This window comes from Pseudoglutamicibacter albus (assembly GCF_031458175.1).
GTDB lineage: Bacteria > Actinomycetota > Actinomycetes > Actinomycetales > Micrococcaceae > Pseudoglutamicibacter > Pseudoglutamicibacter albus.
Genome location: NZ_JAVDXX010000001.1, coordinates 263,346 through 281,814, shown reverse-complemented (window position 1 = coordinate 281,814; position 18,469 = coordinate 263,346). Strand labels below are relative to the sequence as shown.

The 18,469-nt window shown below is 59.3% G+C and carries 17 protein-coding genes and 1 tRNA gene; 6 read left to right on the top strand and 12 right to left on the bottom strand.

Annotated elements, in window-relative coordinates; genetic code table 11:
• Positions 1–490 precede the first annotated feature (490 nt).
• The 4 genes from rlmB to J2S67_RS01170 form a co-directional block, all read right to left on the bottom strand.
• The gene (rlmB, locus tag J2S67_RS01185) at positions 491–1,462 is read right to left on the bottom strand and encodes a 23S rRNA (guanosine(2251)-2'-O)-methyltransferase RlmB (protein ID WP_310245520.1); all 972 of its coding nucleotides are present in this window, start codon (positions 1,460–1,462) and stop codon (positions 491–493) included.
• A gap of 95 nt (positions 1,463–1,557) precedes the next feature.
• Complete coding sequence (gene cysS, locus J2S67_RS01180; protein ID WP_310245518.1) at positions 1,558–3,015, bottom strand: cysteine--tRNA ligase; 1,458 nt, start codon at positions 3,013–3,015, stop codon at positions 1,558–1,560.
• A gap of 10 nt (positions 3,016–3,025) precedes the next feature.
• Entirely contained in the window at positions 3,026–4,309 is a 1,284-nt protein-coding gene (locus J2S67_RS01175; protein ID WP_035757381.1) for a bifunctional 2-C-methyl-D-erythritol 4-phosphate cytidylyltransferase/2-C-methyl-D-erythritol 2,4-cyclodiphosphate synthase, read from the bottom strand.
• 32 nt (positions 4,310–4,341) lie between these two features.
• Entirely contained in the window at positions 4,342–4,842 is a 501-nt protein-coding gene (locus tag J2S67_RS01170; protein ID WP_035757383.1) for a CarD family transcriptional regulator, read from the bottom strand.
• A 338-nt stretch (positions 4,843–5,180) separates the two neighbouring features.
• On the opposite strand from J2S67_RS01170, the gene J2S67_RS01165 reads away from it, so the two are divergent.
• Entirely contained in the window at positions 5,181–5,741 is a 561-nt protein-coding gene (locus tag J2S67_RS01165) for a hypothetical protein (protein ID WP_035757385.1), read from the top strand.
• 133 nt (positions 5,742–5,874) lie between these two features.
• Here the strand turns inward: J2S67_RS01165 and J2S67_RS01160 are convergent, their stop codons facing one another.
• Both J2S67_RS01160 and J2S67_RS01155 read right to left on the bottom strand, forming a co-directional pair.
• Complete coding sequence (locus J2S67_RS01160) at positions 5,875–6,555, bottom strand: response regulator transcription factor (RefSeq protein WP_035757387.1); 681 nt, start codon at positions 6,553–6,555, stop codon at positions 5,875–5,877.
• A 10-nt stretch (positions 6,556–6,565) separates the two neighbouring features.
• Positions 6,566–7,759 (bottom strand): sensor histidine kinase, encoded by a 1,194-nt coding sequence (locus J2S67_RS01155; protein ID WP_310245511.1) that lies wholly within the window; start codon positions 7,757–7,759, stop codon positions 6,566–6,568.
• A gap of 225 nt (positions 7,760–7,984) precedes the next feature.
• Between J2S67_RS01155 and phoU the strand changes: the two genes are divergently transcribed.
• On the top strand, positions 7,985–8,653 hold the full coding sequence (phoU, locus tag J2S67_RS01150; RefSeq protein ID WP_035757391.1) for a phosphate signaling complex protein PhoU: 669 nt from the start codon (positions 7,985–7,987) through the stop codon (positions 8,651–8,653).
• A gap of 98 nt (positions 8,654–8,751) precedes the next feature.
• Here phoU and J2S67_RS01145 read toward each other — a convergent pair whose 3' ends face one another.
• Positions 8,752–9,495: a phosphoglyceromutase gene (locus tag J2S67_RS01145; protein WP_070490161.1), complete on the bottom strand. Its 744-nt coding sequence runs from the start codon at positions 9,493–9,495 to the stop codon at positions 8,752–8,754.
• A gap of 57 nt (positions 9,496–9,552) precedes the next feature.
• A complete protein-coding gene (locus J2S67_RS01140) occupies positions 9,553–9,909 on the bottom strand; it encodes a DUF2516 family protein (protein ID WP_052048632.1) in 357 nt (118 codons plus the stop codon).
• Positions 9,910–9,970: 61 nt separating this feature from the next.
• On the opposite strand from J2S67_RS01140, the gene tmk reads away from it, so the two are divergent.
• From tmk to J2S67_RS01120, 4 genes are all read left to right on the top strand, one after another.
• Positions 9,971–10,741 carry a dTMP kinase gene (tmk, locus tag J2S67_RS01135; protein WP_070490162.1) on the top strand — a complete coding sequence of 257 codons (771 nt, stop codon included), beginning with the start codon at positions 9,971–9,973 and terminating at the stop codon, positions 10,739–10,741.
• Positions 10,738–11,952, top strand: coding sequence for a DNA polymerase III subunit delta' (locus J2S67_RS01130; protein ID WP_310245499.1), 1,215 nt, complete (start codon positions 10,738–10,740; stop codon positions 11,950–11,952). The genes tmk and J2S67_RS01130 overlap by 4 nt, the downstream gene beginning before the upstream one ends.
• Positions 11,953–12,071: 119 nt before the next feature.
• Positions 12,072–13,607, top strand: coding sequence for an alpha/beta hydrolase (locus tag J2S67_RS01125; protein ID WP_310245496.1), 1,536 nt, complete (start codon positions 12,072–12,074; stop codon positions 13,605–13,607).
• Positions 13,608–13,771: 164 nt separating this feature from the next.
• Positions 13,772–13,844, top strand: a tRNA-Thr gene (locus J2S67_RS01120).
• Between the two features lie 140 nt (positions 13,845–13,984).
• On the opposite strand, the gene J2S67_RS01115 is transcribed toward J2S67_RS01120, so the two are convergent.
• The 4 genes from J2S67_RS01115 to J2S67_RS01100 form a co-directional block, all read right to left on the bottom strand.
• A complete protein-coding gene (locus J2S67_RS01115; protein WP_310245177.1) occupies positions 13,985–15,163 on the bottom strand; it encodes an IS1249 family transposase in 1,179 nt (392 codons plus the stop codon).
• A gap of 226 nt (positions 15,164–15,389) precedes the next feature.
• Entirely contained in the window at positions 15,390–15,908 is a 519-nt protein-coding gene (locus J2S67_RS01110) for a hypothetical protein (RefSeq protein WP_052048638.1), read from the bottom strand.
• A 68-nt stretch (positions 15,909–15,976) separates the two neighbouring features.
• On the bottom strand, positions 15,977–16,180 hold the full coding sequence (locus J2S67_RS01105) for a YbdD/YjiX family protein (RefSeq protein ID WP_052048639.1): 204 nt from the start codon (positions 16,178–16,180) through the stop codon (positions 15,977–15,979).
• Positions 16,181–16,189: 9 nt separating this feature from the next.
• On the bottom strand, positions 16,190–18,445 hold the full coding sequence (locus J2S67_RS01100) for a carbon starvation CstA family protein (protein WP_310245492.1): 2,256 nt from the start codon (positions 18,443–18,445) through the stop codon (positions 16,190–16,192).
• Positions 18,446–18,469: the final 24 nt, after the last annotated feature.

Genomic DNA, 18,469 nt, shown 5'->3' with positions numbered 1-18,469 from the left:
CAAAAAATATTTGGTATCAACAAACAAACTTGGCACACTATTGAGTTCTCAAACAACAAACACCCAAGACTCCACGCCCCACAAACCCCACACAAACCATGCGAAGTAAGAAAGAAACCAGGACGCTTCGCTCAAGAGCGGATACTCACTCTACCACAAGCTTTCCAAGAAAACAAAACCAGGTAAACAACCCGGAAACCCTCAACAAGAAAGCAACCATATGGCAGATATGAAACCCGAAACCCCACCAAACCAAAACCAGAAACAAACCTAGCCGGTAGATGAATCCCGAGTCATTGTCCACCAGACACGCCGGCAACCGGCACTCCATCCGTGTGGGCAACAGGAAAATACTCTACACACACCCACACCAAAACGCAAAACCACCCACACACCGGCCAGCGTTCCAGCCATGAACCCCGTAAATACAAGGCAAAACTCCCCTGTACCACGTTCCAGGACGCAGTTCAGGGGAGTTAGCGAAGAAGATTCAGTTCTGTGATGCTCGTCGCTTATTCGCGATCTCGTACAGCGTGATGCCCGCAGCCATCGATGCATTGAGAGACTCCATCGCAGCGTTAATCGGGATCGAGACGATCTGATCACACGTCTCCGAAACCAAACGCGACAATCCCTTGCCCTCGTTGCCCACCACAACAATCAGCGGCTCATCAGCAAGTTCAAGTTCAGGCAGGGATACATCACCCCCGCCATCCAGACCCAGAACATAGAAGCCATTCTGCTTGGCCTGCCGCAGAACCTGCGTGAGGTTCGTGGCCCGCGCAACCGGCACACGTGCAGCAGCACCAGCAGAGGTCTTCCACGCTGTAGCAGTGACACCAACCGTTCGGCGCTCCGGAATCACGATCGTCCCAGCACCAAAGGCCGATGCGGAACGGATGATCGCACCCAAGTTACGCGGATCAGTGATACCGTCCAACGCCACAACCAACGGGGCCCCCGCTGTTCCGTTGCGGTAGTTCTCCATCGCATCGGCAAGGCTCGCGGCAGCATCCGGATAGTCATACGGCGGGATCTGTATCGCAATACCCTGATGCACAGAGCCGTCTGTCAAACGATCCAGCTCAGGCTTAGTCGCCTCAAGAATCGGAATGCGTCGCTGAGCCGCGATCTTCAACGCTTCACGGATGCGGTCATCCACATCAATCTGAGCCGCAACATACAAAGCCTTCGCCGGGATGGAGGCCTGCAATGCCTCCAGCACAGCGTTACGCCCGTTCACGTGCTCCTCAGAGAAACGACGACCACCAGTCGGTTGGCGACGGTTGCCTTGCTTGTTCTGCGAACGCTCCCGCAAAACCTTGGCACGATGCGCCTTGTGATAGACCCGGTCCTCCGCCTTAGGAGTGGGACCGCGGCCCTCAAGCGCGCGCTTATTCTTACCGCCGCTGCCCTTAGAGGGCCCCTTACGGTTACGTGGTGCCTTACGTGGCGCCGACATATGCCCTCCTCAACGGACACAACGATCAACTACAACGCCCGGAACCCGGACTAACGTCAAGTCTAGGCTCTGAAACCCCTACGAGCTTCCAAGCTCTACAATCCAGTCAAAACCCACGATGCGCCATCAGCGCCATCCTTGACCGTGATGCCCGCCGCAGCGAGCTCATCACGGATACGGTCAGAGGTCTCAAAGTCCTTCGCCGCACGCGCGGCCGCGCGCTCAGCCAGACGCGCCTCCACCAGTTGCGCCAACGCGTCCGATTCGGCGCCCTGACTAGACGCAACAGTGGACGCCGCGTCATCAAGGCCTAACACCGCGGTCATCGCCGCAACCTGGCGAGCCGCGTCCAACGCGGCACCGGCCTCCGCGCCGTCGCCTGACCCTAAAGCTGCGTTGCCGCGACGCACCGTCTCATGCAACGCCGCAAGCGCCTGCGGAACATTCAGATCATCGTCCATGGCTTGAGCGAAAGCCGGCGCAACCTCGCCACCAGCCACAGCATCGGCGCCAAACTTCTCGGCAGCCCTCGCAACAAAACCCTTCACACGCTCCAGAGCGGCACCGGCCTCCGCCAGAGACGACGGCGAATAATCCAACTGCGAACGATAATGAGCCTGGCCTAAGAAATACCGGACAACATCCGCCGGAGCCTGTGCCAACATCTCACGCGGAGACACCGTGTTCCCCACGGACTTCGACATCTTCTGGCCCTCAAACGTCACCATGCCGTTATGCATCCAGAAACGCGCGAAACCATCGCCAGCAGCCTGCGACTGAGCCATCTCATTCTCGTGATGCGGGAAACGCAAATCCAAGCCACCACCGTGGATATCGAACGTCTCGCCAAGGTACTTACCCGCCATCGCCGAGCACTCGATGTGCCAGCCTGGCCGGCCACGCCCCCACGGCGAAACCCACGACGCCGTCAACGGGTCGCCATCCTTATGACCCTTCCAGACCGCGAAATCACGCGGATCACGCTTACCGCGCGGATCAGCGTCGCCAGCATCCTGCATGTCATCCACCGACTGATGCGTCAGCGCACCGTAGGAAGGATAGGAACGGACATCGAAATAGACGTCACCCGAGCCATCCTCAGCCGGGTACGCATGGCCCGCATCGATCAGACGCTGAATCAACGCGAACATCTCCGTCATGTGCCCCGTAGCGCGCGGCTCATACGTCGGAGGCAAAACGCCCAATGTCGCATACGCCTCACGGAACGCCGCCTCAAAACGGTACGCCAACGCGAACCACAACTCATTAGCCACATAATCCGGGCCGAGCTGAGCAGGATCAGAGAAAGACAGCGCCGACTTCTCCAAAATCTTGTCATCAATATCCGTGACGTTACGGACCATCGTGACCGTGAAACCGCGATACATCAGCCAGCGCCGCAAAATATCGAACGCGATGGCCGATCGTACATGCCCCACATGCGGCATCCCCTGAACCGTCGCGCCACAGTAATACAGCCCCACATGCCCCTCCCTGACAGGGACAAAATCGTGGACGGCACGGGTACGGGTGTCATAGAAACGCAAGCTCACAGACCCAACCCTATCGCTTCGGCGTCGGATACACCCACGCGACCGCGCGGGCCGAAATACCCTCGCCCGCACCCTCGAAACCCAAGCCATCCGACGTCGTGGCAGCGACCACAACCGGAGCGCCCAAGGCATGCGACAACACACGGTTCGCTTCCTCACGCCGCTTAGCAAAGCGTGGACGGTTCCCCACAAACTGAACCGACACGTTCCCCACCGTGAAGCCCGCTTCTCCCACCAAACGCCCGGCCTCACGAACCAGCGTCACGCCAGACGCGCCAGCGAACTCAGGGCGGTCAGTACCAAACTGGGTGCCCACATCCCCCAAACCGGACGCCGCGAACACCGCATCACACACAGCGTGAGCCACCGCATCACCATCAGAATGCCCACTCAAACGGCGCTCCCCCGGCCACTCAAGCCCAGCCAACATCAACGGCAAAGCCCCAGGCGCTGACGGGTCCTCATCCGAAAACGCGTGCACATCAAAACCCAAGCCAACCATCGGCAAGCAACCTGCAGGGATTCCCTCACCCAACTCGCGCACCTCACTCACGGTTCCAACTCCCTTCTCTTCAGCGGCACCGGCCGCGAGAATGCCCTCAGCGATAACAACATCCTGCGGATGCGTGACCTTCAACGCCCGCTCATCCCCGGCAACCACCACAACCCGGTAACCGGTCTGTTCAAGCAAGCCCGCATCGTCACTGGCATCCCGGCCAACCGACTCGCGGTGCACACGCCGCAACGTATCCGCGACAAAACCTTGCGGCGTCTGCACAGCACGCAGCGACGAACGCTCCGGCGTATCCACCACCACGCCATCGGCATCAACGATCTTGTATGTATCCACCGCAGGTAGCCCCGGAACAACGCCGTCCACATCATCACGGGAACGCAACTGCTCAACAACCCGCCCAAACAAGGAGGCAGGCGCAAAGGCGCGAGCGACATCGTGAACCAACACGAAACGCGCATCCCCCACAGCTGCAAGACCGGCCGCCACCGATTCCTGACGCGTCGCCCCGCCAGGAACACACGAAACCGCAACACCGGCAACCTCAGGACGCTGTGCGACGAGTTGCGCTACACGCCCATCAGAAGGCGGCGTCACAACAACCACCTGCCCGGCCAGGCCCGGATCAACCACAACATCGAGACAATGCTCAACCAAACTCCGGCCAGCAACAGCCGCCAAAGCCTTAGGCATACCGGCCTTTAAACGCGTACCGGAGCCCGCCGCCACCACAACGATGGCCACAGACTCCGGTGAACACTCGGCCGGAAGAAGAGTCACATGAGGTGACATTCAACCCCCGATACGAAAACTTAGACCTTAGCCTTACGCTTCCCAGACAAAACATCATCCAGGACAACCTCAGCCTCATCTTCCGTCAGCTTCTTAGCAAGAGCCAACTCCGAGGTCAGGATAGTGCGCGCCTTAGCCAGCATGCGCTTCTCACCAGCAGACAGACCACGATCATTCTCGCGGCGCCACAAGTCACGCACAACCTCAGCGACCTTATTCACATCACCAGAAGCCAGCTTCTCCAAGTTCGCCTTATAACGACGAGACCAGTTAGCAGGTTCCTCCACATCCTGAGCCTGCAACACCTCAAAAACGTGCTCAAGCTCATCCCGGTCCACAACGTCGCGGACGCCAACAAGATCCACATTCTCAGCAGGGACCTCAATCACCAAGTCACCCTGGGCAACCCGAAGCTTAAGGTACATTTTCTCTTCGCCCCGGATGGTGCGCATCTTAATCTCTTCGATCGTGGCAGCACCGTGATGTGGGTAAACGACCGTCTCTCCGACGTCAAAAATCATGCGGATAAACCCCTTTCTAGATAACTAGAATATCACGACTAACTCCGCACCTTTCCACAGAACCCCGTAAACATAGGGGAAACGGAACTTAACGGCTCAGTACCTTCAACGCGCAGTTATCTATACGCCGACTGGCAACACAGTCACCACAACAGCGGCCCACGCACCCCAAATAAACGATCGAATCACCGCACAAGCCCGAACGGTTTGTCACCAACACACAGCCGAGGCCGCGAGAAACACACAAACACGATAGAATCGCAGGAGGCGGTGGTCTGCTTGCACCCTTAAATGAGCAAACAACCGCGCAGATGACTCATTGATGAGGAGCTAATTTCGTGAAACTTCCCGTGAAGGCCCGCATCCGCCGCGCCGCCTCGGGCGCCGCCCTTGCTGCGCTTGCGCTCACCGCTACCGGCTGCGGTGCGATCAACGACCAGGCAACCACTGCCCAGTACGACCCATCAGACGGTGTCTCCGCGCACGTCGGCGACGTCACCATCCAGAACCTGATGCTCGTCACCAACGGCGCCGACCAAGAAGCCCGTTACCTCGGCACCATCGTGAACAAGGGCAAGGACTCTGCAGACCTCAGCCTCGAGTTCAGCGGCAACTCCGTAGACACCAACGTCACCGCAGACAAACCGTTGCGCCTCGAAGACGATAAGAACGCCGAAACTTTCACGGTTCCAGGCGACACCAGCAAGGAAACCAACAAGGGCACCTACCCTGGCCAGCAGGTCCTCGTGACCATCAAGAGCGGCGGCAACAGCACCACCGCGAAGGTCCCAGTAGTCGACGGAACCCTCCCTGAGTACGCCAACTACGTCCCAGGTGGCCACGACAAGTCACGTAGCGACCACCTCAAGCCCTCCGAAAAGGCCGACCACGGCCACTAAGAACACAGCCTGACCCGCGCTAACCGCCGGGCATGGCACAATAAAACGCTGTGGGCCGGACACTCGCTCGAGTGTCCGGCCCACAGCGTTTTATACGGTAACTGCGCGGGAAACGGTACCTACGCTAGGAAGACTAGCCTTCGAACTTGTATCCCAGGCCGCGCACCGTCACCAAGTGAACAGGCGAGCCGGGCTCCTCCTCAATCTTGGCGCGCAGACGCTTCACATGAACATCAAGAGTCTTGGTATCGCCCACATAGTCCGAGCCCCACACTCGATCGATCAGCTGCCCGCGCGTCATCACACGGCCCGCGTTACGAAGCAACATTTCAAGAAGCTCGAACTCCTTGAGCGGCATCTGCACACGCTCACCACGCACCGTGACCACATGCCGTTCGACATCCATCCGGACAGGGCCCGCCTGCACGGTCGTGGAAATCAGCTCTTCCGCTTCCCCCTGGCGACGCAAAACGGCCCTAATCCGGGCCAGCAGTTCACGCGAAGAATACGGCTTCGTCACATAGTCATCCGCGCCTAGCTCAAGACCCACGACCTTATCGATCTCAGAGTCCTTAGCCGTCAACATGATGATCGGCACGTTAGAACGTTGCCGCAACTGCCGGCACACCTCAGTTCCCGGAAGCCCCGGGAGCATCAAATCCAACAAAACGAGGTCCGCACCATGCAGGTCAAACTCCTGAACCGCGGTTTCCCCGTCAGCAGCGACTGCGGCATCGAACCCCTCGCGTTCCAAAAGGAAGTGGAGCGGATCGGAGAGCGACTCCTCATCCTCCACAATCAGAATGCGTGTCACCGTGCTGTACTCACTTTCCCTCAACGCTCGAGGCTTCCTCGAGGCTAGAACTTGCCGAGGAAGCGCTCTGCTCTTCCTCACTTTCGAGGCGCGGCAAACGCAACGTGAACGTAGAACCCTGCCCCGGCTGCGACCACAAGGTCACTTCACCACCGTGGCTCTCCATCACGTGCCGCACGATACTCAAACCCAACCCGCTACCACCAGTCGAGCGGGCACGAGCCGAATCAAGCCTGTAGAAACGCTCAAACACGCGTTCCTGTTCATCCGCCGGAATACCCGGACCCTGGTCAGTCACCGTGACCGAAACCAAACCATTCCGGTCACTGATCCCCACACCAACCGTGGTGCCTTCAGGGGAATACCTGATCGCGTTATCAATCAGGTTCCGCACCGCAGTCATCAACAGATCAGATTCGCCATAAACGGTCGCGTTCTGGATGCCGCCAACCTTGATCTCAATGTCCTGCTCACCCGCGATGAGCGCCGTACGATCCACAGCCTCATTCACGAGCTTGGACATATCGACTTCCTCACCCGCCTGCACAACATCAGCAGACTGCAGGCGTGAAAGCTCAATAATGTCTTGAACCAAAGCCGCCAACCGCTGCGATTCCTTAGCCAAACGCTTGGTGAACCGCCGCACCGCGACCTCGTCATCAGCCGCGCTCTCAATAGCTTCAGCCAACAAACCCACAGCACCGACCGGGGTCTTCAACTCGTGTGAAACGTTCGCGACGAAATCGCGGCGCATGGTAGCTGTACGAGTGATCTCAGTGCGGTCATCTGCAAGGATCAAAATATGCTCCCCACCCAGCGGCGCCATACGCACATGCACCACAATGAAACCCTGCCCCACAGGGCCGCGCGGAAGCTCAAACTCGCCTTCACGAACCACACCATCGCGGCGAACATCAGCGATCATCTCCACAATGTCGCTATGCACCAACGTATGGCCCCGCACCAACCCATACGCGTACGCAGACGGATTCGCCCGCACCACGCCATCGACCTCATCGACCAAAACATAGGCACGACCAATAACCCCCAACACGTCTGCCGCTCCTTCCGGCAGATCAGGGGTGTCATCAGCGAGCTGGAGAACCCTGCCACGCTGCGATGCGTTATAAGCAAGGACTCCGCCCACACCTATGAGCAGGCCCACCAGGCCTGAAATCACGGCAATGAGTTGCGTATGGTCCACACTAAGAGCCTAACCCTGGAAAACTAGACAACAACCGGAGAATGCACTCCCCTACGACCTGTTCACCTGATGTTCATGTAACGCCTACCGCCGCGATACTTAGCGGAGCAAAGATAATTCATAGTCCCCCACATGTGCCCAGTGAGAGACACACGGCGTGAGCCGCACACAGCAAAACTCACCGCCGCCGCACATGTCTGACAATCGAGAGGAACACACGCAACCGTGCGCAAAGTCTTCCAAGCAGAGCTGACCTCCATCGGCGAAGGCCTCATCACCATGTCCCACCGTGTTGCAACCGCAATGGAACAGGCATGGGAGGCGTTCACCACCCAAGACACCGAACTAGCGCAGGAAGTCATCGCAAGCGACGCTCGCATCGACTTCATGCAGAACGAACTGGACGAGCGCGCCATCGACGTCCTCGCCCTCCAAGGCCCAGTCGCCTCCGACCTCCGCATGATCGTCGGTTCGCTGCGCATGTCTGCATCCCTCGAGCGCATGGGCGATCTCGCCCGCCACATCGCCCAGCTGGCTCGCCTGCGCTTCCCTAACCCGGTAGCACCAGAAAGCATCATCCCAACCTTCGCTGACATGGCGAAGCTGGACATCGAGCTGGCACACATGCTCGGCGACCTGCTCGACACCCGCGACCTGAGCCTGGCGCGCCAGATCATTGAAAAGAACCGCCAGATCGACGAACTGCACTCATCTGTATTCCGTGCCGTAGCCGCCCCAGAATGGGACGCACCATCCGAAACCACGGCAGACGTGACCCTGACCTCCCGCTACCTCGAGCGCTTCGGCGACCACGGCGTCTCCGTGACCCGCAAGGTCACCTACCTCGTGACCGGCGAATGGGAGCCAGAGTCCGTAGACCTCCCATTCAAGTAGCCGATACGCCTCACTAACCGTTCGCGGCTGAGAGAGCATAGAGCTGGGGCCAGCACCTGTGGCAGGTGCTGGCCCCAGCTCTATGCATTACCTAGGCGTTACTTCTTACCCTGGTTGGCGACGTTAGCGATCTCAGCCGCGGCAGCATCCGGATCAAGATAGGTGCCGCCCGGGGTGACAGGCTTCAGGCTCTCATCCAGCTCATACACCAGCGGGATACCGGTCGGGATGTTCAACTGGGCGATATCCTCATCCGAAATACCATCCAGGTGCTTCACGAGCGCCCGCAACGAGTTACCATGCGCGGTCACCAAAACAGTCTTCTCGGCCTTCAGATCCGGCACGATCTGCTCAGTCCAGTAAGGCAACAGACGCTCAAGAACCTGCTCAAGGCACTCGGTGCGCGGCATCGAAACAAGGTCCGCGTAGCGAGGGTCATTCGCCTGCGAGAACGGCGAATCATCCTCCAGCTCCGGCGGCGGAGTGTCATAAGAACGGCGCCAGGTCATGAACTGTTCCTCACCGAACTTCTCCAAAACCTCGGCCTTGTTCTTGCCCTGCAACGCACCATAGTGGCGTTCGTTGAGCCGCCACGAACGCTTGACCGGGATCCACACATGATCCGCGGCCTCCAAAGCGATGTTGGCCGTCACGATGGCGCGAGTCAACAGCGAGGTGTGAAGCACATCAGGCAGGTTGCCGGTCTCCTTGAGCAGCTCACCGCCACGCTTGGCCTCCGCACGCCCCTTCTCAGTCAACGTCACGTCATACCAGCCAGTGAACAAGTTCTTCTCGTTCCACTCGCTCTGACCGTGCCGAAGCAAAATCAGCTTATAAGTCATGATCCGCCTTTCATTCCCGCGCAAGCAGGGTCTCTCAATGACGATGGGTGCCGCGGCTTAATACGAGCCGTACCCGTTCTTACCGGACACGTTAGGACGGACCCCCGCCAAATACACGCCTGTGAAGATCGCCGCAGCCAAGATCAGGATCATGCCGAAGCTGCCACCGCTTAGAATGCCGGCGCCGAAAGGCCGACCTATCAAAGCGGTCACACCGCTGACACATGAAAGACCTGACACGAGCGCTGCCGCTGCGAGGGCTCCTGTCCACGCGCCCTTCGACATCCTGCTGAAGACGCGGAAACGGTCCGCGGGCTGCCCGAGGCAGTCCAGCAACGCGAATAACGCGAGAGCGAAAATGGCTCCGTCGATTAACACGGAGATCACGAATTCGATCATGAGAGCCCAAGTCATGCGTCCCATTCTATGTGTTCACCCTCATGTTTTGGACCTAACCACCGGTAGGGTTAAGTACATGCAGGTAGATGCCACACAGCAACACCGTAATACCGCCGGTGTGTTCATCGTGTTTGAAGGAGGCGACGGGACAGGTAAATCAACCCAGTCTCGCTTGCTCGCCGAGCACCTGCGTTCGGCCGGTTACCGCGTTGAAACCACCCGCGAACCAGGCGGAACGGCTGTGTCCGAGGCACTGCGCGGCATCGTGCTTGACCCGGCGTTCGCTCCGATGGACCCTGTCACCGAAGCCTTGATCTATGCTGCGGCGCGTTCGGCTCACGTCAACGACCGGATCATCCCGTGGCTGGAGGCCGGCGCGGTTGTGATCTCTGATCGCTTCCTTGACTCCTCGCTCGCGTATCAAGGTGCAGGCCGCGGGCTCGGCCTGGAAACAGTTGCCTCCATCAATGCCCCGGCCGTGCGGGGGCATGAACCCGACCTCACCATCGTGCTCACGATGCCGGTAGCGGACTCGCGTGCACGCCAAGGCCAACGCGGAACCAGCGACCGCATCGAAGCCGAGCCCGATGAGTTTCACGGAACACTCATGGAAGAGTTCGAGCGGATCGCGGCACTGGATCCGCAGCGTTATCTTGTGATCGATGCGCGGGCAAGCATCGAAGACATCGCGCAACAGATCAACGCGGCCGTGGCTCCCCTCATAAAGCGTGTTCCCCTAACAGCGCGGACCGAACAGGCCGAGCAAGCCCCGGCGGCGCGGCCTGCGGCGGGCTCAGCGTCCAACCCTGCACCTGATGCCGTGACAGATGCCGGAGGTAGCGCATGAGCGTGTGGCGGGACCTCCCTGGACAGGAGCGGGTGGTTGAGCAACTCAAGCGCGCGGTGAGCGGTAGTGCGATGACCCACGCGTGGCTCATGACCGGCCCTCCGGGCTCAGGACGTACCAACGCGGCCCGCGCGTTCGCTGCCGCCCTTGAATGCGAACAGGCCGCGCCGGAAGCAAAGGACTGCGGTGAATGTCCGGCGTGCCGCACCGTGCTCGCTGGAACACACCCCGATGTCAGCATGGTGACAACCGAGAACGTTACCTACTCGATTGAAGACGTCCGCCACCTCATCAGCACAGCCCACGACAGGCCAGCCACGGGACGCTGGCGGATCATCATCGTTGAAGACGCCGACCGCATGACCGAACGCACCACCAACGTGTTGCTGAAAGCCATCGAAGAGCCACCCCCGCACACCGTGTGGATCCTATGTGCGCCTTCGCCCGCCGATGTCCTGGTCACGATCCGTTCCCGTTGCCGCAACATCACACTCCGGATCCCGGATAACGCCGATGTCGCGGAGCTTTTGGTTCGCAGGGACGGGCTAACCCCGGCGCAAGCTGAGTTCGCGGCCCGCGTTTCCCAAGGCCACATCGGTGTTGCCCGCAGGCTCGCCCGCGACGAGGGGGCACGGCAGCGGCGTGAAGACATCGTGAACACGCCGTTCAGAGCCACGAACATCGCTAACGCTATGGCGGCAGCCGCCCATTTCGTTGAGATAGCGACCGCGGAGGCGACCGCATCCGTTGAAGAGCGTTCCCAAGCCGATGAGGCTGCGTTGAGGGAAACCTTCGGCTTGTCCCCGGAAGAATCGATCCCGCGGCAGTTACGCACAGAATTCAAGCGCCTCGCCGATGCCGCTAAGCGCCGCGGACGGCGCGGAACCACAGACTCGATAGACCGCGCATTGATCGACCTGACGACGTTCTTCCGCGACGTTCTCACAATCCAGCTCGGCACAGGTCAAGAGCTCGTCAACGCTCACCTAGCGCCGCAGCTGACCCAGTACGCGAACGCGACGAATCCGGGGCACTCTGTTGCCGCGATCGACCACATCGGGACCGCACGCGAGAGGATCGCCGGAAATGTGAGCCCACAAGTAGCGATCGAAGCGCTCATGGCCGCGATCATCGTCTCACCCCGTAGTACTACTCCGCGAAGTTCTGCTTCACCTAGACTGACTGCGCCCAGGCCGTCTGCGGCTCGATGAACCTCCCGAGCCACCAGCAGACCCTGGCCTACTAGCTCCATCAGATCGACATCAGCGAGGATAATGTGACTTCCCCACACCAAACCCGGCTCCTTCCGGGTGCTATGCCCCGCCGGGGCATGATGTTCAGTGCAGCAGCCGCCGCTGTTGCGTTAGCGCTCACCGCTTGCGGCGGTGGCGGTAGCAACGGCGGGCCCGAGGCGAGCCCGGCCGAGTCGTCGAAAGCGCCTGCCACAGAAGCCGTCAGCGGCAAAGACCTGAAGTCTTTCTATGACCAGAAAATCGACTGGCAGGAATGCGGCAACTTTGAGTGCGGCGAGATCGCAGTTCCACTGAACTACGAGAAGCTTGACGAGGGCGCGATCACGATCTCAGTTATTCGTGCGAAAGCCACCGAAAAGTCCGAAGGCAGCTTGGTCGTGAACCCGGGCGGGCCCGGCGGTTCGGGCGTGAACATGGTCAAGGACGCCGCCTCGATGCTCTTCTCAGATGAGCTGCGTAAGAGCTACGACATCGTCGGTTTTGATCCTCGCGGGGTGGGTAGCTCGACGGCCGTGAAGTGTTTCACGGACGAGGAGCTCGATGCGCGCATGGAGGAATCTCGTATGCCGCGCAACAACGAGCAGAGCATCAAGGAGATCAAGAAGGACGCAGAAGCCGATGTGCTCAAGTGCAAGCAGAACACCAAGCCGGAAGGGCTGCTGAGCCAAATCACCACACCGAACTCCGCGCGAGATATGGATATTCTGCGCGCGGCCCTCGGCCATGAGAAGCTCGACTACCTCGGCTACTCATACGGCACCGAGCTCGGCGCCCAGTACCTGTCGTTATTCCCAGAAAATGCTGGACGCATGGTGCTGGACGGGGCGCTGGACCCAACGCTCGAGATGGAAGAGGTCGGGCTTGGGCAAGCGAAGTCCTTCGAGGAGAGCCTCGACTACTATCTTGAGTCCTGCACCGAGCAGCCGAATACTTGCTGGTTCAAAGGTGACGTTGCGGCTGGCCGTAAGAAGCTCACCGAAGCGATCGACAAGTGGGATGCCAAACCGATGACCACCGAGGACGGCCGCAAGTTCAGTGGCGCCGCCGTTTTCGAGGCAGCCCTCTTGCCGATGTATGAGCCAGCAGCCCATGACATGCTCACTGACGCGTTGAGCCAGGCGATCGAAGACAATGGCCCAGAGGGGATCGCGATGCTGTGGGACTTGTCTACTGAGCGTGGAGAGGACGGCAAGTACCGCAACAACACCAGCCAGGCGTTCTACGCATACAACTGCATGGATTACGGCGCGTCTGCACTGACGGAGGAATCCCGCAAGAAGACGCGCGAAAAGTTCAAGAAGGAAGCGCCGTTCTACGGCGAGGCCCTCAGCGAGCACGATGGTTGCGCTGGCTGGCCTAACGCCGGTGGCGCCGCGCAAGATGACTTCAAAGTGTCTAAGGACATCCCGCCTGTTTTGGTGGTCGGCACTAAGCACGACCCAGCAACCCCGTACCAGTGGTCTGTGAACCTGCAGAAGCAGCTTCCAGGTTCTACCCTGCTGACCTTTGACGGGTGGGGCCACACCGCTTACGGGCGTTCCAACGAGTGCGTCACCACCGGGGTCGAAGACTTCCTGCTCAAGGGAAAGATGCCTAAGAAGACTAACTGCTGACGGATCGCCTCGCGCTGGTTACGGCGTTGTTGTGGCCGTACGTAGGCCCCGTTTCAGGGCGGTTTCAACGCAGTTTCACCCGCGTTTTGACCCTGGCGCGTTGAACCGATAGAGTTTCGACTCGTGGCATGCACCTTGCGTGTATGCCGGCGGTTCACCGCCAGGCCTCCTTAGCTCAGTCGGTAGAGCGTTTCACTCGTAATGAAAAGGTCGCCGGTTCGATTCCGGCAGGGGGCTCGCACAAAAGGTTCGTGGCCGTACCAAGACTGGTACGGCCACGAACCTTTAACGTTTTCAGCGCTTATGGACTGGGGGGTTAAGGGTCAAAATGGGGTTAAGGGTCAAAATGTGTGTCTGGTTTGGGTGTGTTGCGGGGGTTAGATGTGGCCTTTTTGGATGCCGATTGAGTGTGTGTAGGTGGTGTCGATAGCGTTGTCGTAGAGGGCTGGTCGTCCTGTTTGGTGGTCGGCTTGGTTCTTGTTGTGGGTCAGGGCTGGTACTTTGGCGAGTTGGTTTTGGCCCCAGTTGGACTGCCTGGCGATTTCTGTTGGATCGTCAGGCAGTTCTGTTTTCTGGTAGAGCCACCATTCCAGCATTTTTCGTTGGTGTTCTCCGGTTCTGCCGCGGTGGGTGCGGGTGAGCAGTTTCAGTTCGGCGTTGATCGCGCCTTCAAGGCTGTTGGTGGTGGATTTGATGCGGTGCCGGTGCTGTAGTTCGGTCGGTGGGTTGAGGTAGGTGAACAGGAGGTTGTTACGCCATAGGTGTAGCAGGCTGTTGTAGGCCTTACGGGTGTTCGGGTGTGTCCAGGCCCAGTGGCGTTGTTGGGTGATTGGGTCTGTGGTGAAGGTTTTCTGGTTGAGCCATCTCCGGTAGAAGGTGCCGTATTCATGGAGTTGCCTCGCCCAGGTGGCTGCTTCATCCAGGGTGGTGATCCGGGTCAGGTTCCGTGCTAGTTGATAGATCGCTTTGCCCGCATCGGTACGCGGGTGTGAGGTGGTGTAGCGTCGTACAACTCGTTGTGCATGCACCAGGCAGCGTTGGATCACGGTGGCAGGCCAGCATTTCTTGATAGCGCTGGCGGCTCCTTGTCCTCCATCGATGACAGCGATCACTGGTGCGGGGATACGTTGAAGTAGTCGTTGGTAGTCCAGGCTGGTTTCACGCTTGCACCAGTGCCAGGCCAGGACATGATCGAAGGTGGCTGCCACGATAAGACACCCGGCACCGGTGTAGGTTCCATCGATAAAGATCTGGTCATAGATCGTCCCGGCGTGTTTGATCATCGGGTCGGGTACTTCAACCAGCCAGCACCAGCTAAACCGTCGCTTCAACGTCGAAGGGCTCACCCCGGCCTGTTGTGCGGTGTCTTTCAAGCTACGGGTCGAGGTGCAGTGAGCGATGAACTGCTTGAACACTGCTGCTTTGGTGATGTCAGTCCGGGTTTTGGTGCTTGAGGCTCCACAGAGTTTGCACCGCCACCTTGTCCTACCTTGTGTGGTGGTGCCATTGCGTTTCATATCGCCACCGCAGTGGCATCGTGGTCTGTTCTTCGGCATCCAGCCACCACACCACTAGCCGGTAGCACATCAAGGGCACCACACCGAGGAATGAACGCTCACACCACCGATATATGCCCAGCAGCCATATATATCCGCTGAAACCCGCGCCAACACAGCCGAAAACACCAACCCCAGACACACATTCTGACCCTTAACCCGGACTGGGCGGTGTTTAGCTCTGCGGTGCGCGTACCCTACTCTGCGGTGCGCCGGCCTACAGTGTTTAGCGATGCAGTGCCCGCTGCAGTGCAGCTTCCGCCTTTTCAACATATGAGTCCACTGCCCCGCTCTTGCGGTCCAGGTTGTCTTTCGCCGCTTTGTTGTCCTGCGCCGCTTTGGCCTCTTGCGGCGCGCCACCCTGGCCAGCTTCTGAGGCATCCTCGGCGGTAGCCCACCCGAGCATCGCTGCGGATTGAGCGAGGGTCGCAGCGTGCGTGGCTGCTTTCGTTAACGCATGGTGCACGTCCATAGCGGCGGCTGGGACATGGTCTCCTGAAGACGGGAACGCCGCTTGCGCTCGGTGTGAGACCTCACGTACGCGTTCAAGGTGGTCACCCACCTCGTCCGCGTACGTGAGGATCACGTGATACGCATCGTCAGCTTGCGCCTGCTCCAGGACCTGGTGCATACGGTCCACCGCGCGCCGGAATCGCCAATAGTCTGAGCGCCACACGCCCTCGCCTAGATCTTTGGTGTCCTTGCGGTCCGGGTTACCGAACATGGTTTTGAAAAACTCACGCATGCACCCAAGATAGCTGGTTTGAGCGGGCTAAGCCTCAACAGCGGCGGTGGCTCAGCGGTAGCGATGCCTCAACAGCATCGAGCCCCAGGGTTCTTGTCCTGGAAATCGTGGTATTGGCGCCACCACTCTTTCTCGCTGAGCGGCTCTTCACCGGGGTGCGCCCGTTGAAAATGCTCAACATAGCGGTGGTACTTATCCGCGCCTACGACACCGCTGAAGAAGCGGCCGAACTTACGCAGAAAATCCACGACTGTTGCCATCACCTGTCCCATGAGAAAGGGTCACTCCTTCCGTGGAGCGTTCCCGGCAGCGACCTTCTGGTCATATTCCTTCCAGCGCTGCTCAAGCTCACGCTCCGGCTTCGAAGGGATCAAACCGCTAGGGGCATAGATCTTAGACTCCACTTCCTCGGTCTCGAACGGATCCACGACCTTGCCGTGGCGGTAGGCCTTGAACGTGACGACGGTCGAAGCCGCGATCACGATGATCGCCAAAACCATGAACAAGATCGAAAGCGAACCCTGAACAAACGTGTTGCGGACCACCGCGTTCATCGCTTCAACATTGCCTGCCGTGCCAAGGCTCGTCTCGCCAGCGGCGAGCGCTTCCTTGTACTTGAAGTGGTTAGCCCAGTAGCCCACCGAAGGGTTAGGCGAGAAAATCTTCAAAAGCGAGGCGTACATCGTGATGACAGTGGTGAAAGCCAGCGGCAAGACGATAACCCACAGATGCTTGAAGCGTTGCTTCTTCGCAACGATCGCCATGACGATCGCCAACGCGATCGCAGCCAGCAGCTGGTTCGAGATACCGAACAGTGGGAAGAACGTGTTGATACCGCCCAGCGGGTCAGTCACACCCAGGATCAAGATGTAGCCCCAGAGGCCGACCATGATCGCGGTGGTGATCCACACCCCTGGTTTCCATGACATGTCCTTGAACTTAGGGACGTAGTTACCGAACGCGTCCTGCAGCATGAAGCGGGCGGTACGGGTACCGGCGTCCACAGCGGTGAGGATGAAGAGAGCCTCGAACATGATCGCAAAGTGGTACCAGAAGCCCATCATCGATACGCCACCGAACCACTGCTGCATGATGTAGGCCAAGCCGACCGCGAGCGTCGGTGCACCACCGGTGCGGGACACCACGGACTCTTCGCCGACGTTATTGGCAAGCTCGGTGAGCATGTTCGGTGTCAGCTCAGTCGCGCCAACCAAGCCGAGCGAGTTCACGAACTGGACCGCGCCTTCCACGGTCCCACCGGTGAGACCAGCACCCGAGTTCATAGCGAAGTAGACGCCGCGGTCAATCACGAGGGCACAGATGAGCGCCATGATCGCGATGAAAGACTCCATGAGCATGCCGCCGTAACCCAAGAAACGGGTCTGACGTTCTTTCTCAACGAGCTTCGGGGTGGTGCCTGAGGAGATGAGCGCGTGGAAGCCAGAGAGCGCACCACACGCGATCGTCACGAACAGGAACGGGAACAACTTACCTGAAACCACCGGTCCGTTTTCGACCGAGGCGAACATCGAGACGGCTGGCGCGTCCAGCATCGGGCGTACCACAACGATCGCGACGGCCAACAGCGCGATCACGCCGATCTTCATGAACGTGGACAAGTAGTCACGTGGCGCGAGCAACAGCCACACCGGCAGGACAGCGGCGACGAAACCGTAGATGATGATCATCCACGCGATCGTGGTCTTATCCAGGTGGAAGAACGAAGCGCCCCACTCGGATTCAGCGACCCAACGGCCAGAGATGATGGCGAACATCAACAGTACGAAACCGATGATGGAAACTTCCATAACCTTGCCCGGGCGCAAAAAGCGCAGGTAGACGCCCATGAACAGCGCGATCGGGATGGTCAGGCCAACCGAGTAAAGACCCCAAGCAGACTCACCCAAAGCGTTCACGACCACGAGCGCGAGGATCGCGACGATGATCGTCATAATGAACACGGTCGCAATGATCGCCGCGGTACCTGCAAAACGGCCTAGCTGCTGGCGAGCCATCTGCCCCAACGAGACAGCGCCAGAACGCATCGAGAAGAACAGAACCAAGTAGTCCTGGACGGCACCTGCGAGGATCACACCAACAATGATCCAGATAGTACCGGGAAGGTAACCCATCTGGGCCGCCAAAATCGGTCCAACCAGCGGGCCAGCGCCCGCAATCGCAGCGAAGTGGTGGCCATACAGCACGCGACGGTCTGTCGGCATGAAGTCCTGGCCGTTATTCTTCACCTCCGCAGGTGTTGCCCTGCGGTCATCAGGCTTCGCAACTTTACGCTCAATGTACTTCGCGTAGAACCGGTACGCGATCAAGTATGTACCGACCGCCGCGAAAACCAGCCACACCGCGTTGATCGGCTCGCCGCGGCCCAGCGCGATCGCACCCCAACCAACCGCGCCCAACAGGGCGACTCCGACCCACACGATAATGCGGGTCGGAGTCCATTTACGTTCCTCTGCTTCCAGGACGTCAGGTTCAACGTACGCCGGTGGCCGCTGAACCTCGTCTGAGGTTGTAGACATAAGAAACCTCACTCAAATAGGTAC

Bases quoted from the DNA above. Each gene is read 5' to 3' on its own strand.
- rlmB (WP_310245520.1), bottom strand. From the start codon at position 1,462: ATGTCGGCGCCACGTAAGGCACCACGTAACCGTAAGGGGCCCTCTAAG.
- J2S67_RS01170 (WP_035757383.1), bottom strand. From the start codon at position 4,842: ATGATTTTTGACGTCGGAGAGACGGTCGTTTACCCACATCACGGTGCT.
- J2S67_RS01145 (WP_070490161.1), bottom strand. From the start codon at position 9,495: ATGACTTATAAGCTGATTTTGCTTCGGCACGGTCAGAGCGAGTGGAAC.
- J2S67_RS01140 (WP_052048632.1), bottom strand. From the start codon at position 9,909: ATGACTTGGGCTCTCATGATCGAATTCGTGATCTCCGTGTTAATCGAC.
- tmk (WP_070490162.1), top strand. From the start codon at position 9,971: ATGCAGGTAGATGCCACACAGCAACACCGTAATACCGCCGGTGTGTTC.
- J2S67_RS01130 (WP_310245499.1), top strand. From the start codon at position 10,738: ATGAGCGTGTGGCGGGACCTCCCTGGACAGGAGCGGGTGGTTGAGCAA.
- J2S67_RS01125 (WP_310245496.1), top strand. From the start codon at position 12,072: ATGATGTTCAGTGCAGCAGCCGCCGCTGTTGCGTTAGCGCTCACCGCT.
- J2S67_RS01115 (WP_310245177.1), bottom strand. From the start codon at position 15,163: ATGCCGAAGAACAGACCACGATGCCACTGCGGTGGCGATATGAAACGC.
- J2S67_RS01110 (WP_052048638.1), bottom strand. From the start codon at position 15,908: ATGCGTGAGTTTTTCAAAACCATGTTCGGTAACCCGGACCGCAAGGAC.
- J2S67_RS01105 (WP_052048639.1), bottom strand. From the start codon at position 16,180: ATGGGACAGGTGATGGCAACAGTCGTGGATTTTCTGCGTAAGTTCGGC.
- J2S67_RS01100 (WP_310245492.1), bottom strand. From the start codon at position 18,445: ATGTCTACAACCTCAGACGAGGTTCAGCGGCCACCGGCGTACGTTGAA.